The 16,738-nt window shown below is 61.1% G+C and carries 4 protein-coding genes; all 4 read left to right on the forward strand.

All coding sequences use genetic code 11. The annotated features are described in order from the left end of the window. Positions 1–299: 299 nt before the first annotated feature. On the forward strand, positions 300–3,617 hold the full coding sequence (locus TL10_RS01640; RefSeq protein ID WP_043984258.1) for a hypothetical protein: 3,318 nt from the start codon (positions 300–302) through the stop codon (positions 3,615–3,617). Beyond that, positions 3,614–8,617, forward strand: coding sequence for a DEAD/DEAH box helicase family protein (locus TL10_RS01645; RefSeq protein ID WP_043984259.1), 5,004 nt, complete (start codon positions 3,614–3,616; stop codon positions 8,615–8,617). Before TL10_RS01640 ends, TL10_RS01645 begins: the two co-directional genes overlap by 4 nt. Positions 8,618–8,775: 158 nt before the next feature. Then, positions 8,776–12,072 (forward strand): helicase-related protein, encoded by a 3,297-nt coding sequence (locus tag TL10_RS01650; RefSeq protein WP_423136050.1) that lies wholly within the window; start codon positions 8,776–8,778, stop codon positions 12,070–12,072. Between the two features lie 3 nt (positions 12,073–12,075). Next, positions 12,076–16,671: an Eco57I restriction-modification methylase domain-containing protein gene (locus TL10_RS01655; RefSeq protein ID WP_043984260.1), complete on the forward strand. Its 4,596-nt coding sequence runs from the start codon at positions 12,076–12,078 to the stop codon at positions 16,669–16,671. Positions 16,672–16,738: the final 67 nt, after the last annotated feature.

Raw genomic sequence — 16,738 nt, forward strand, 5'->3', positions numbered from 1 at the left:
GATAGTGAAACAGTTGAGTACTAGGGGGCCAAGTGTTCAGCATCTACGACAGCAAAGTTAGATGCGGCGAATCGGCCCACTGTGGAATCGCCGAGCGGACTTCTGCCGGACTAAGTCGATACGTTGGCAGATTTCGCCGCGTTGGTTCCCTCCAAGGTGCGAGACCCGCTTCATTGTCGGTGGTCTGTGTGATGCTGTCGGGCTGCCTCGCAGAAGGGCCGAGGTTCGAATGAAGGAGCGTTTGATGCTCGGGCGCACTACCGCCAACCTAGCCACTCACTACTCAAGGTCGGCGTGCGATGACTGACGTGACGACGAAACGGAAAGTTTCGGCATACGAACTGCTGGATATCCGGGAGCGGCAGTGGCGCGCGCGGGCAGAGGCAGTTTCGCTCGCTGCCGAGACGCTGGACGAAATCCCCGCTCCACGCCGAGAGAAGGCGCTCGAAGCGTTTGGGCGATTGCTGTCCAAGCAGGGTCCAGGCGCTGCGCGTGACCGAATGCTTCGGCGGTGGCCTGCCGTCCATGTGCTTGCGACTGCGGGCGTAGCAGCCGATCACTATGAGCGGGGGACATTCTGGCCCAAGCTGGTTTCGATTGTCGGCATAGACCCGGACCCTGAGTTTCAGAAGCATTGGGGCGAGGCGTTCTTGGATAATCTTCGAAAGCTCCAACTTCCGGCCTTCGAGAATGACGGCGATGCAGGTACCAGGTACGTCGGTCGGATTCTCCTCCACGCGGGAATGCCGACGTATTGCCTCGATGACTTCTTCAAAATCCTTTCATGGAAGCGAAGCAGCACCACAGGTTTGACGCCGCAAGAGTTCATTTCCTGGGCTGCTGAGAAAGCCGCCGGCTCGGGTTTCAAGAGCGTTGACATGCCCGTGCAACGGTTCGTCCGTTACGGCGATGAGTTCGCGGTCGACGTCGTTGAACGTTCGTTCGAGCTGCTTGACGCGGTCGCGTTGGGTGCGTCCGCCGAGGATGTTGCATTGCCACAGCGTTTTTGGGAAGTGGCTCGTGAGTTTCACGACAAGCGAGGCATCACGCGCGTTGCTGACCACGGCGCGGGTGAAGCAACAACCAGCCTGCGGCCGCGACTAGTTCTCGATCCATTCGGGCAGGGTTTGCTGCTCAGGCTGCCTCCAGTAGGTGACGCGCCTGATGGAAAGGCTGTCTGGCTTGTTGCGCTCGGCGAGGAAGTGCAGCGAGTTGCAACCGAATCGCTCTGGCCGGGATCTCATGAGCCTGCACCACAGACCGATGTAGCAGTCGGCAAGCCAGTGCGCTCAGCCTCGGTGGCTCTTGCCGGACGCGAGGATCTTCAGCTTCCGATGATGGTCGTGGACGACAGGGATCCGTTACTCGCTTTTGGCGAGGACTGTGAGTTGATTCCGGCCAGCATGCCGATGCCGGCAGCGAAGGTCTGGCTCCTGTATCCAGGCAGCCTGGACGATCTCAAGGCGTCTGGAAAATTCCGGGTCGGCATTGAGAGTCCGTTGCCGCCAGGGTGGGATGGATTTTGCTTGCTGCAGGCCGATCTCTCGGAAGCGGATGACATATCGATCGGCGGCAGCACGCGTAGTGTGCGGAAGTTGGCGGCGGCGCGAATCGACACCGCGGATCCCGTTCGCGGTATCCGGACGAGCTCTGGGCTACCGGTCATCGCGACCTTGCCGCAGATCCGAATTCCAGCAGGCATGACCAATGCCGACTGGGACATGTCCCTGTTGGATAGCGCCGGCGATGTGATTACTCGTCAACGAGTGTCTGGAACTGAAGACCCGAATACATTGTGGGACAAGCTACCTCGACCCATCATCGGCACATTCACCTTACGAATTCGAGGCCCGTGGGGGCGCGGGGCCAGCAGGAATTTCACCATCGTTGAGGGCCTGTCGTTGTCGATGACCCCGCCTTGGCGGCGGTTCGTTCCAGCCGGACTTCTGCCGTGCTCGGTCACGGTCCAGGCTGCTGACGGCGTTGAATTATCGTGGACGCAAATCGAATTCGGTGAGCGCGACCGCGAACATCGGCTTAGAGTTGGCGTGGGCGGCGAATTTCGGTCGTTGGTCGTTTCGCCTCCGCACATGACAGTCGCCTACCAGTCGGTGAACTTATCGATCAATCCATCGGTTCGGCCGTTGTCCCTCATATGCGAAGACTTGCGGGAGCACGGAGGCCAGTTAGTGCTCGACGTAGGTTCAGCGGCTGAGCCTGTGCTGCATGTCTTTTCGAACCATCACATGGTTCAAACGCTGTCAGCGCACAGTAGTCGCGTTGGCGTGTACCGATTCAACCTGGCTGAGATTGCCGACACACTCGCGGATCACCCGCACGTTAGTTTGGCTTTGAGTAATGACGGTGAGCTTGTTGTTGCGACGTTGAGGCCGCGAACACTCTTCACCGGCATTGAACTGAGTGGGCGCGAGCTTGAACTCACCGACTGCGTGAATGTCGACGGCCTAAGTACGTATTTGTTCGCCACCCGTGCACCATGGCGCGATCCTGCTTGTGTTCCAGTTACCGACGGTCGAGTTAGGTTGCCGGACTGGCTAGTTGACGCCGGACCGATTCGTGTGATGGCTCGAATCGAAGACCCATGGGTTCCGTTGCCGCCGCCGGAGTGGCCTCAGCCTGGCCAATCCAGGCTGGTCGAAGCAGAAGGATGGGTTGGTGGCGGCGATGCAGAGGAAACCGCGATCTCGATGTTCCTGGCTGGTGACGCGTCACAAGGCGTAGAGGTCATCGACTTCGCACGGCTATGGACCGCGAGGGCGTTACTGCCGAACTTGGGCCTCGGCGCTCGGATCAGAGAAGTCTCCGATGCGATTGATACCGAGGTTTATGCCAACCCGGCGGAGGCATTGGCTGCGCTTACTGGCTCTGAGGCCCCTAGCGAAGCGATTCCGTCATTGATGGTGCGCTCTGGTCTCGCATGGGCGAATTTGGCTGACGCGCACGCGGACTCAGCTCCTCCGTGGACGGTGCGTGGTGCACTTCCGGCGGCATTGCTGTCAGCAGCAGACTCTCTGTGGTCCGATGACGAGATTGACGCCGCTGTCGGAGTCTGCGGTGACGCCGTCACCGGGTTGTTGGATGGCGACGACCCGTATGCGAGTGCCGGACGCATCGACGAGTCAGCTGAGCTTTTGGACCAAAACTCGGCTCTGCGTGAGCAGTTCATCAGGGCGGCGGGTCTAGTCCCACAGGGCCTGCTGTCCGCGGATTCCCGGGTCCTTGCGGTGATGGATCTCGTTGCGCAGCGTCGAGATCCGCGTCTTGAATGGTTAATGCGACATGCACGCAACGTTTTGACGGAAGCCGAGCGGCTGATCCGGATGATTGGTGATGAGGCAACGCAGAAGGCGTTTGATGCGCGCCAACATCACTCGAGAGTAGACGGATGGCGTGTCGTTCCTGCGATCTCGATGGCTCTGGCACTCGCAGCCAGACACGCTTCGCGTGGCCATGCTGATGCGCTTCGCTGGATGCAACGTGAACAACGCGCGTGGGAGAGCCTTGCTGCGGTCGTGCCTCAGCTAGTCACTATCGATTTGATCATCGCGGAGCTCGTCGTAGGGCGTCGCGCACAGGAAGCAGAGACATCAGAATGACCAACAGCATCGATGCAGTATCGACTTCCGAGGCGATCAAGGCGACCTATCGTCGCTACTTGTCATCGCTTCTTGCCGTGAGAGATCCGAAGGTCGACGCTGCGCTTCGCGAAGCCATCGACGGTACCGACATGCTTGACAAGGGTCCGTACCTAGAAGCGACACCGCCGTACGCGCCAGGAAAGTCCGCACGCGCCCTCATCTCGGAAGGCGTTCTCGCGCCGAGTTTCGCCGACTTGGCCAGTGACGCCTTGCCGTTGGACCGGCCGTTGTATGTACATCAGGAGCAGGCGGTCCGCAAGGTCGCAGACGGACGAAACATCCTGGTGGCGACGGGAACTGGCTCCGGTAAGACCGAGTCATTCTTGTTCCCGATTCTCGACAGCTTGGTCCGAGAACGAGAGCAAGGCACTCTGGGCCCGGGGGTGCGAGCGCTGCTGCTCTACCCAATGAACGCCTTGGCTAACGACCAGATGAAGCGCCTACGTAGCCTGCTGGCCAATTGCCCCGACATCACTTTTGGGCGTTACACGGGCGAGACTGAGACTGACCCACGTAAGGCCCGAGAGTTGTTCGCAGAGTTGAACATAGACGAGCCTCTGCTACCCAACGAAATCCTGAGCCGGCAGGAGATGCGGGAGCGTCCGCCGCATCTGCTGCTCACCAACTACGCGATGCTCGAATACTTGCTACTGCGTCCGCTCGATATGGACTTGTTCGCCATCGGCGATGAATCCAAGTGGCGCTTCCTCGTAGTCGATGAAGCGCATGTCTACGACGGGACTCAAGGTGCGGAGATCGCGATGCTACTGCGTCGTGTTCGCGACCGAGTTGCACCCGATGGGGCGATTCAGTGCATCGCCACATCGGCCACAGTGGGTAGTGATTCGGATCCGAGTGCCGTGACTCGATTTGCTTCGAACCTCTTTGGTGAAGATTTCGCGTGGGATCCGAATAACTCTCGCAACCAAGACATCGTTATGGCTCGGCGTGTCGATGCACCGACTGGACCGTACTGGGGTCCATTGAGCGCGGCCGACTATGTTGCACTTGCAGCTGAGTCCGACGTCGATGCGGCAGTACTAGCGGCAGCGGGCAAAGGTGGATGGCTGCGGGCCGAAGACAGCGAGATGACCGCAGCCACAGCGCTTTCCCACGAGAAGTCGCTCGCGCTGATGCGGTCCACGCTTGCTAATGGCCCTCAAACATTCAGTCGGGTGGCGACAGCGACCTTTGGCAACTCAGTGAATAGCGAAGCAGGACTCGCGGCAATGGTGGACCTCGCCAGCTCACTGAAGGAGCGAGACCAGACCACTCCATTGTCGGCCCGCTATCACCTGTTTCTCAGAGCGACGGAGGGCGCCTTCAGCTGCCTCTCGTCGAAGGGGCCGCATGTCCAGTTGGCGCGGCACTCGGTCTGCCCTGAGACGGGATGCGAGGCACCCGTATTCGAGATCGGGTCGTGCAAGCGATGCGGCGCAGTCCATGTCTATGGCACGCCGACACCGGAAAACGGAGCAATCTACTTGCGGCCGAGAAAGGCTGGCAGCAAGGGGATTTGGCTTGTTCTTGGTGACCATGACGGGCTTACCGACGAAGACGAGGAAGCCGTAGTTGATGACCTCGACGAGGTCTCAGCCGACGGGGCGAAGCTGTGTACACACTGCGGTGTATTGGCGACGGCCGACGCGCAAGCGTGCGGCGGCTGCGGTGCTGCGGAGATGCGGTCGGTTCGCAAGCTCAAGCAGCGGGGCGACGAGATCGCGGGTTGCCTTGTCTGTGGGGCGCGCGGGACAGGCACTGTCCGTGTTTTCGAGACAGGGTCCGATGCCAGTGGTGCCGTTGTCACGACGGCGTTGTACCAAAACCTTCCGGTTGCAGACGATTCGCATGGTGCGCTGTCGCCGGGCGAGGGGCGAAAGCTGCTAGCTTTCAGCGACAGTCGACAGGCAGCGGCGTATTTTGCTCCCTACCTTGGAGATTCGTATGCGCGACTTCAACGGCGGCGTCTGATTTCGCAGGGCATGCTTGCGGCCCATGCTGATGAAGAGCCGGTCGGCATCGAAGACGTCGTGTTCAAAACACGCGCGAAGGCGACCACGGTGAAGCATTTCCCGACTCGAATGACCGCGCAGCAATCAAGCAGGGTTGTCGCGCCGTGGGTTATGGCCGAGGTGCTAGCGACAGATGATCGGCAATCGCTTGAGGGGCTTGGGCTTATCAGCGTGACGCTTGACCGAGACCCACGCTGGCCAGCTCCTGGGCCGCTACTTCAACTGGGGCTTACCGAAGATGAAGCATGGTCCTTCATTCAGGAGTTAGTCAGGACCTTGCGCCAGCAAGGCGCGGTGACCATGCCGGAAGACGTTGCACCGAATGATGAGATTTTCGCTCCACGCTTGGGGCCGATCCGTGTTCGCGGCGAAGCGCCGGAAGCGATACGAAAAGTGCTGTCCTGGATGCCCGGAAGGGGAACGAACCGCCGCGTTGACTATGTCCGCCGTGTCCTCGCCAAGCTGGGTAGTGCAGCTGATGCAGAAGTGCTGCTGAAAGGCGTCTGGGAGTTTCTTCGAAGAAAAGAGACTCCGGTTGATTGGCTGACCTCGTCAACGGAATCTGGCCTGGGACAGGTCTACCAAATTGATCATGAGTGCCTACGGCTGCGATGGGCAACTGGCGATGCGCCGGTCTATCAATGCGGAACGTGTAGGCGCACAGCCCCATTCTCCGTCTGTGGCGTGTGCCCTGCTCTTGGGTGCGAGGGTGCGCTTGAAGTGTTTGTGCCGCCGCCGTTGGGGCAGGACCGTGATCACTACCGGACGCTTTATCGTTCGATGAACGCAGTGCCTATGACGGCGAAAGAGCATACAGCCCAATGGGTTAACACCGAGGCGGCGGCTATTCAGCACCAGTTCGTCCGTGGCGAGATCAACGCGCTGTCCTGTTCGACGACATTTGAACTCGGTGTCGATGTTGGTGAGTTGCAGGCGGTGATGCTGCGGAACATGCCGCCGAGCACTGCCAACTATCTCCAACGCGCAGGCCGTGCCGGTCGGCGAGCAGGTGCAGCGGCTCTGGTGGTTACTTATGCCATGCGGCGATCGCATGACCTCACCCGGTTCAACGAACCTGAGGTGATGATCTCAGGCCAGGTGCGTGCACCCTACGTTCCGCTCGACAACGAGAGAATCGACCGCAGGCACGCCCATTCGGTTGCTATGGCCGCGTTCTTTCGATGGCTTTTCAAAACAACTGGCCGGATTGACCGCAGAGCCGGTGAGTTCTTTCTCGAACAGGACGGAAACGAGCCGTCAGTCAACCTCGTCAACGGGTTCCTCTCGCCGGTTCCAACCGAGGTCACGGAGGCGTTGCAGCGGGTCCTTCCTTCCGGCGTCGCAGCGGAACTGGATCTCGCTGGCGGTGGCTGGGCGACAGCCCTTGTGGTCCACCTGGAGAAGGTCCGAGAAGAGCTTGCAGAAGACGTCAAGACGATGCGGGAGTTGGAGCTGAAGGCGTCCGCCGACGGCAAACACACTCTGGCTCAGCGCTACCAGAAGGTTGGCAATACGCTCAGGGAGCGCGACCTACTCGGGTATCTGGGTAATCGAAATGTACTGCCTAAGTATGGATTTCCTGTTGATTCGGTGGAGTTGCGCACGGATTTTGGGACGGGTAAGTCTAAAGGCGGTCTACTCGATCTCACCAGGGACTTATCTCAGGCGATATACGAATACGCGCCGGGCGGGGAAATCGTAGCAGGGGGCAGTCTTTGGGTGTCGCGTGGTATTTACCGGCTCCCCGGCCGCGACCTGCAGGAGTACTTCTATTACATCTGCAAACGGTGTGGCGGGTTCCGTTATGGCATCGAATCTGCCGAGCAGTCGTGCCAGCACTGCGGACAAGTCGCCGATACCGTTGCTCGTACGGTTACGGTCCCGGAGTTTGGCTTCGTAGCGGCTCCCGATCCCGGTAAGCCGGGACCGCGGCCTCCTAGGCGTTCCTGGGGTGGCGCTGTTCACGTCCTGGCTGAACCCCCCGAAGCTCGCACTTACACAAGGCAATTGAGTGGAGGGTCAATCGCAGTAAAGGCCGGCCCGCGCGGACGACTCATCGCCCTGGCCGACGGGCCGAGTGGTATGGGCTTCTGGGTGTGCGACTGGTGCGGCCACGGGTCAGCCCGAGTTGCAAGCCCTAAGAAACCGCCGAGGCATAACCATCTGCTCAAGAACCAGCCATGCCCAGGGCATCAACGCCTGCTTGACCTTGGACACACGTACGAGACAGACCTTCTCTCGATCGACGTCAACGTCTTTGGAGCTCATGCTGGCCAATCCACCTGGCTCTCAGTGATGTATGCGATTGTTGAAGCGGCATCGGAGCTCCTGGAGATCGCTCGCGACGACATAGGTGGGTCGCTAACACCTGTTGGTGCCGACCGGTGGGCGATCACGCTTTTTGATGCTGTGCCTGGAGGCGCGGGACACGTACTTCAGGTTGAGGCGAATCTTGAGCGGGTCCTCCAACTGGCACTCAGACGCGTGAGTGACTGTGAGTGCGGTCCAGAGACCTCTTGTTACGGCTGCCTGCGCAGCTATCAGAATCAGCGTGATCATGATGATCTGTCTCGGGGCGCAGCGGCGAGTGTCCTCTGTCGGTTGATCGATGACATAGAGATGTCCGACATTCCGGACGTCGATATCGAGGTCATTCCTGACGTGATACCTCAAGACTGGGTTTACCTGTACGAATCTGCATTTGGCTCCGAGCGCGACCTATTGGTTGCTCTAGCAGAGGCAGACGTGACAAGGCCCGAGCTGGGGTTCGAGAGCGCCGGCGGGATTCCGATCGCTATTGCCTGGCCTGACCGGTTGATCGCAGTGGACTACGCGCTGGACGCCAACGACCGAGACGAACTCAAAAAGGACGGGTGGACTGTCTACCCGCTGGAAAAGTTGATCGACGGAAAGAGTCCAGTCTCCATCCAGCATGCCGGTTCATAGGAACCTTGGATTGATCAAGAGCGGCTGGCTAAGGTCACAAATGGAGGGATCGACCGGGAGGGTGGTTCAAACGGCTAGTCGGTGGGCGCGCTGTGCCTAGGTACAAGTTTCGGTGGTCAAACCTGTCCGGCGATCTTGTCGGCGAGCTCTGCCAGAACTTGTTCGACGACTGCACCGGACTCGACCCTGCGGTGGTACTGCAGGAAGCGTACGGCGCCCGCCCGAAGGAGAACTTCGTCGCGGAGGCCTGGGACACGCTTCGTGAATGCTGGTTGCTTCACGACAGCGAGTCGCGTTACCGCATTGTCGAGGAACTGCGGACACTCCGCCACGAAGATGGGCAGCTGAGAACCCGCAAAGACCAAATGGCCTATCTACGCGGGCTGAGTAATGCCAAGAATCTGCGAGCCGTCGTCTTGCAGACCTTCATCGACCGCGGCGAGGTCGAGGCAGAAGAGCCCGAGCCGCCCGAGATCGAACCCAAGCCACCCGCCAAGGCGAAACCCCAACCACCGATCGCAAAACCGAAACCCTCAGCACCACCGACCGGAGATGACGTGCAGACCGCCGCAGTAGACAAACCACAAGACCTCAACGTCGCCCCCGGATCGATCGTGGTCGTCCGCGACGAGGAATGGCTGGTCACCTCGGCCGAGCAGGGAGCCGACGGCTGGCTGGTCCGGGTGCGTGGCCTCTCTGAGTTGGTGGCCGAAACCACCGCCGCTTTCTACTCCAGTCTCGACAAGATCCAAGTACAGGATCCCAAGAAAGCGAAAGTGGTCCCCGATGGCTCGTCGGGCTACCGCGACTCCCGGCTCTGGTTGGAAGCACTGATCAGGAAGACGCCAGTTCCCTACGGGGACCAAAACCTGACCGTCTCGACCCACATGCTTGCCGATGCCCTGGCCTACCAGCGGGCGGCGGTGACCAAGGCACTCGATCCGCAGCACATCCGGCCACGCATCTTGCTCGCGGACGCGGTTGGTCTGGGTAAGACGCTGGAAATCGGCATGATCCTGTCCGAGCTGGTGCGACGTGGCCGTGGTGAACGCATCCTGATCGTCACGCCCAAGCACGTCTTGGAGCAGATGCAGCATGAGCTGTGGTGCCGCTTCGCGCTGCCATTCGTCCGCCTCGACTCGATTGGCATCCAGAAGGTCCGTCAGAAGCTGCCGGCCACCCGTAACCCGTTCACCTATTTCAAGCGGGCCATCATCTCCATCGACACGCTCAAGAGCCCCCGCTACAAGGCCCACCTGGAACGCCAGCAGTGGGATGCCGTGGTCATCGACGAGGCGCACAACGTCACAAACGTTGGCGTCATGAACAACGAGCTGGCTCGCGTCCTGGCCCCGAACACGGAGGCGCTGATCTTGGCGTCGGCAACGCCGCATAACGGGAAGAACGAGAGCTTCGCCGAACTGCTTCGCTTGCTGGACCCAACCGTGGTGCACGCCGACGGCACCTTCACCAAAGACGATGTCGAGTCGCTGCTGATCCGTCGACACCGGCACAGCCCGGACGTCGCGGCCGAGGTCGGCAGCGATTGGGCCGAACGCGCCGAGCCAGTGCACCTGCTGGTCAAGCCGTCCGTAGCCGAGGACGCGGTCGCCGCGGAGCTGTCGCAGACCTGGCTGCACCCCGCGTCCGGAAGCTCTCCCTACTCCGGTGACACCACGGCCCTGTTCCCGTGGACGCTGGCCAAGGCGTTTCTGTCGTCGCCGGCCGCGCTGGCCGAGTCGATCAAGCAGCGCCGCGCCAAGCTCGATCAGAGCGATCCCAAGCCGCGCGCTGAACTCAAAGCCCTCAACATCCTCGACGAGCTCAACAAGGAAGCCCTGGGCGAGCAGGCCGGCAAGTTCGCGGCATTGGTCAAGCGCCTCAAGCAGATTGGCGTCAGTAAAGGATCCGAGACACGCGCAGTGGTGTTCGCCGAGCGGATTGCCACGCTGACCTGGCTGCGCAACAACCTGCCCACAGCGCTCGGTCTGAAAGCCGAGAACATCGCCATGCTGCACGGCGGGCTGTCCGACGTCGAGCAGCAAGAACTCGTCGACAGCTTCAAACTGGAAACTTCACCCATCCGGGTGCTGGTGACCGGCGACGTGGCCTCCGAAGGCGTGAACCTGCACGCGCAGTGTCATCACCTGATCCACTACGACATCCCGTGGAGCCTGATCCGCATCGAGCAACGCAACGGCCGCATCGACCGCTACGGGCAGAAGCATCCGCCGGTGATGTCCTCGCTGATCCTGGAACCGTCCGACCCCGAATTCTCCGGTGACCTGCGGGTGCTGTCGCGGCTGCTGGAACGGGAGAACCAGGCCCACGAGACGCTCGGCGATGTGGCGTCGCTGATGGGCAAGCACAGCGTCACCGAGGAAGAAAACGTGATCCGCGATGTGCTCGCCAAGGGTGCCGAGCTCGACGACGCCGTCCGTACTGCTGCCGAGGTCGCTGCCGGGGACGACCTGGATGCGTTCTTCGCCGAATTCGACGCCGTCGAGGCCACCGCGATACCGCTGCCGGCATCGACACGCCAAAGCCTCTATCCTGATGACCTGACCTTCCTCGACGAGGCGCTGCACGCGGGATTCCACGACAAGCCGCACGCCAAACCCGAGCAGGGCGGCATCGGCTGGACGGTCAGTGCGCCGCACGGCATCGCCGAACTGTCCCCGCCGCGCGATCTTCGGCAACGGCTGGCTCAGCTTCCACAGAACTATCTGCACCACGGCCGGGTACTCGAGCGGCTCAAGCTCGCCACCAACCCGACGGTCGGCACCGCCCAGTTGCGCATCGCGCGAGAAGGCAAGGGCATCAACAACACCACCTGGCCCGAGGCACACTACCTTGGCCCGCTGCACCCCGTGCTGGACTGGGCCAGTGACCGCGCGCTGACGGCGCTGGGCCGCAACCAGGTGTTCGCGATCCGGGGCGACGTCGACGCCCCCACCGTGTTGCTCATGGGCACCTTGAGTAACAAACGGGGACAGCTGATCTCGCGGGTGTTCTCCACCGCGGTGTTCCCCAACCCGGCCAATCCTGATTTCTGCATGGTCGAAGCCCTTGAGGACATCAGCTTTCTCACCACGCAAACCGGCCTCAAACCCGGCTCATCCAATCCGGGACCGATAGCCGAAGCCGAGCGCTATCAGGCGCTGATCCCGATCGCCGTAGAACAGGCCCGCCTCCAGATGCGCACGGTACTCACTGCACAAGAAGCAGCCACCACCGAACGCCTGGCCCAGTGGCGCAAGCGGGCGCAGCGCTGGCACAACGATGCCGATCAACTCGAACTCTTCGGGGCGCAGCGCTCAAAGGTGAGCAAGCTCGGGCAGCGCATCAACGACGAACAGCGGCTGGCCGACCTGCTGGCCCCCACCCAGCAACTGGTCCGCCCGCTGCTGGTCATCGTGCCCACCGACATCCCCGTCGCCGGAAAGGAACTCTGAGCCATGCCGTCCTACGATTCCATCGTCGTCGGCGAGGACTGGATCAGCGAGCACTACTTCACCACCGACTCCACAAAGGAATCCTTCCAGGGCAAGGTGGTCGAGCTGCGCAAGCAGTGGGATGCCGAGGCAGCCGAGGGTCGGGATACGGTGCGCCGCCGGCTGTTGGCCGCTGCCGGCGAATTGCAGACCGAGTTGTCGACGTTGGCCGAGAACCCGGATGGGGCGCCCCCTGCGCACGCCACGATTCGGACCGTGCTCGGGTTTCCCGAGACGCTGGCCGACTACGCCGGCGAGCGCGCTGGTACCGAGCTGACACTGCCCAACGCCCGGCCGGCCGGTGTGACGAGCATGTTGTTGCTGCAGGCCCGCCCGGTCGAATCGGTCGATGACCTGCTCGACCCCGAAACCGGGCTGCTGCTCGACTCGGGGGAGGAGGACGGCAAGCCCATCGGCTCGGTGACCAAGGCGGTGTCGGCCGCATTCCGCGCTGATGAACCCCCTGCGTTCATCGTGGTGCAGGCCGGCCAGTGGGTGCTGCTGGCCGAGGCGCAGCGGTGGGCCGAAGGTCGGTACCTCGCCGTCGATTTGCTGGTGGTCACCGAACGTCGCGACGACAAGCGCGGTGGAGAACTCGACCGGGCAGCCGCGATCCTCGGCCGTCAGGCGCTACTGCCCGCGGCGGACGGAAATATCTGGTGGACAGGTGTTCTCGAAGATTCGGTCAAACACACCGTCGGGGTCTCCAAGGATCTGCGTGAAGGCATCCGGCTGTCCATCGAGATCATCGCCAACGACGTGGTGCGCCGCCGCGCCGACCGCGGCCTGTCACTGGAGGAGATCGATGCCCAACAGCTCGCCAAGCACTCGCTGCGCTTCCTTTACCGCATTCTGTTCCTGCTCTACGCCGAAGCTTCCCCGGAGATGCGGGTGTTGCCCTCGGGTGCACCCGAATACGGTGAGGGGTACGGCCTGGATCGACTGCGTGAGCTGACGTTGACCGAATTGGTGTCGCCCACCGCGAAATCCGGTACGCACCTGTATGAGTCGCTGGCCAAGCTGTTTCATCTTGTCGACGGCGGTCATCACCCGCGCACTTCCGAGGCGGGCGATGGAACCGACGATCCGGCCCCCGGTTTGGAGTTCAACGAGCTGCGCGCCGACCTTTTCGCACCTGTTTCAACTGAACTCATCGACCAGGCCGGGCTCAGCAACGAGGCCACGCAGCGGGTACTGCAACACCTGCTGCTGTCCAAGGAGTCGAAGGGCCGCAAGGGTACTGACCGCGGGTTCATCTCGTATGCCGAGCTCGGCATCAACCAGCTCGGCGCGGTCTATGAGGGGCTGATGTCCTACACCGGCTTCTTCGCCGACGAAGACCTCTACGAGGTGGCCAAGAACGGTGACCCGGAGAAGGGGTCGTGGGTGGTTCCGGTGACCCGCGTCGATCACCTCTCGGAGTCCGATTTCGTGACGACTGAGGACGAGGCCACCGGCGAAAAGATTCCGGTGCTTCACCGTCAGGGCACCTTCGTGTTCCGGCTCGCCGGCCGTGAACGCCAACAATCGGCTTCGTACTACACACCCGAGGTGTTGACGAAGTTCGTTGTCTCCCAGGCCCTCGAAGAGCTCCTCGACCAGAACGACGAGCGCACGACGCCGGAGCAGATTCTTCAGCTCACCATCTGCGAGCCCGCGCTGGGATCAGGTGCGTTCGCGATCGAGGCGGTGCGCCAACTGGCGGCGGAGTATCTCAAGCGTCAGCAGGAAGACCTGGGCAAGGTCATCGACGCCGACCGCTACCAGGTCGAACTGCAGAAGGTGAAGGCGTACCTTGCGCTGCATCAGGTGTACGGGGTGGACCTGAATGCCACGGCGGTGGAGCTGGCCGAGATCTCACTGTGGCTCGACACCATGGTCGCCGGGCTGCAGGCACCGTGGTTCGGTCTGCATCTGCGGCGGGGTAACTCGCTGATCGGCGCGCGGCGAGCCGTTTATGAGCCGACCTCGCTGGCGAAGAAGGCCTGGCTCAAAGCGGCGCCGAAAGATGTACCGTTTGGAGACGAGATCGGTGCCGCTATCCACCACTTCCTGCTGCCCTCTGAGGGCTGGGGCGCGGTCATCGACACCGTCGAGGCGAAGACCTACGCCCCGGACAAGCGTGAAGAACTGCGGCTGTGGCGCAACGGCATTCGCTCCAATCCAAGCCCGGCGATCAAGAAGAGGCTGGCTGGGCTAGCGCAGCGCGTGGAAACGTTGTGGGAGTTGACGTTGCGCCGGCTCACCATCGCCGAATCTGAGATCCGTCGTGACATAAACGTGTGGGGGCTGGAGGATCACGGCGCCTCGGGTGCGGTGGTTACCCGCGAACAGATCGAGGAAGTACTGCACAACGAGAACGGCGCTTACCGCAGGTTGCGGCGCGTGATGGATGCGTGGTGTGCGCTGTGGTCCTGGCCGCTAACAACGGACATCGAGCCGCCTGACTGGGATCAGTGGGTCGGTGGATTGGAGGCGATCATTGGGGTACCACCCAAGGCTGGCAAGTTTGAGAAGCATGGGCAGATCAGCCTGGCCGCCGACTTGAGCTGGCAGGACCTTGACCTCGCCGAGGACAACGACCGCACCTTCGCTCAAGCGCTTTCAATAGACAAGGCGCTCGATGGCTTTCCGTGGTTGAGGGTCATCGAGGCCATCGCCGAGACACAGGGCTTTTTCCACTGGGAATTGGACTTTGCACCGGTTTTCGCCCGCGGCGGGTTCGATCTGCAGGTCGGTAATCCGCCCTGGGTTCGGCCCGATTGGGACGAAGCGGCGTTTCTTGCGGAGATTGATCCGTGGTGGCAACTGGTCGAAAAACAAGCCGAGGAAATAAGAGTTTCGAAGCGCGACGAGACCATCGCTTGTGCGGGAGTGAGGAGCGCACTTCTGGCGGAGCGATCAAGCCTTGCCGGGTTAACTGAGCATTTGAGTTCAATTGCTGACCGGCCTGTGCTTGCTGGACTTCGTACGGATCTTTACCGGTGCTTCATGGACCGCACATGGCGGTCCATGGATTCTGCCGGGATTGTTGGTTTGATTCACCCTGAAAGCCATTTCACTGAATTGGCGGCAAATGGCTTGCGCCGCGAGACATACCGGCGTCTACGGCGGCATTGGCAGTTCCGCAACGAAAAGCGCCTATTTGAGATTCACAATGCAAAAGAATATGGCGTCCACATTTATGGCATCCCACGCGAAACGCAGTTCTTGCAGGCGGCGTCACTTTATCATCCAGAAACGATAGTCCGATCGTTTAAGCACGACGGCTCCGGTTCGGCGCCTGGGGTGAAGGATGAAGATGGAAACTGGGATCTTCGACCTCATGCCGAGCGCATCATCGAGGTGACGGAGTCTCAGCTTGCTACTTGGGCCACGCTCGTCGATGAGCCCGGAACGCCCGCTGCCGAGGCGCGAATGCTCTACTTGGTTAACAAGGCCAGCGCCCAAGTGCTGGATAAAATTGCAGCTGCTCCTCGGCTAGGGGACCTCGACTTTGAATGGACGCTAGGTTGGGACGAGGCGGCGGCGCGTAAGCGTGGGTTTATCGCAGTTTCATCAAGCGTTCCAGAGCGGTGGAACGATGTGATTTTGCAGGGTCCACACATCACGGTCGCCGCACCACTGCATCAGCAGCCGAACCCCACTATGCGTAGCAATAGAGATTACTCAACCATTGATTTGGAGAACATCGGCGAGAGCTTTATTCCCCGGACAAGCTACAAGATCGCCGCTCAACGTGACGAGTACTTCCGTGCATATCCGAGCTGGCACGGTGAGTCGAGTACGTCGTACTTCCGGCTTGGTTGGAGGGAGATGTGTAACGTCGCGAATGCGCGCACGCTGCATTCTGCGCTTCTCGCCCCTGGTCCGTCGCATGTCGGTGGAATCATGACGCTATCCACTTCGAAAGCTAGCGATCTCGTCGTATGCGCGTCGATTGCGAGCTCGTTGGAGTCCGACTTCCTGATCAAAGCGATGGGAAATGGTCATATCAAGGCTGGTGCCATTAGCAGGATCCCCCACGTCTCAGGTCACAGCCTCGAGGCTCGAATTCTTCTCCGCTCCCTGCGGCTTAACTGTGTAGTCGGTGCGTACGCGCCCCTCTGGGCTGAGCTATACAACGCAATGTGGCAACAGGATTCATGGGTACCGCATATCGGCGTCGACTACACCGGGCGCGCACCACTCGGGGCAGTCGGGCCGAAATGGGAGTGGCCGACACCGCTGCGTCGGGCAGCCGACCGTCGCCAAGCTCTTGTGGAGATCGACGCCATCGTCGCGATCATGCTCGGCATCACAGCCGAGGAACTACTCACGATCTACCGCACACAGTTCCCGGTGTTGCAGAGGTACGAGCGGGACGCGCTTTATGATTCGAACGGCCGGCAGCTGCCCGGCAAGCTCGCTTCCGAGTATCGCAGGAAGGGCACGGTGAAGCCCGAAGATCTCACTGTCGATGGCATCACTTTCGTTGAGCCGTTCGTCAGTGTAGATCGAGAGCGCGATATGGAGTTGGCGCACAAGCACTTCAGCGACTTGGCTGGCGTGCGCTATTAGCGGAATGTGTAGCCGGGGACCTGTAGATAGGGGATGCCTTACGGGTGAAATCAGGGAAGGTGCAACG

Source organism: Mycolicibacterium llatzerense (genome assembly GCF_000878195.1).
Taxonomy (GTDB): Bacteria; Actinomycetota; Actinomycetes; order Mycobacteriales; family Mycobacteriaceae; genus Mycobacterium; species Mycobacterium llatzerense.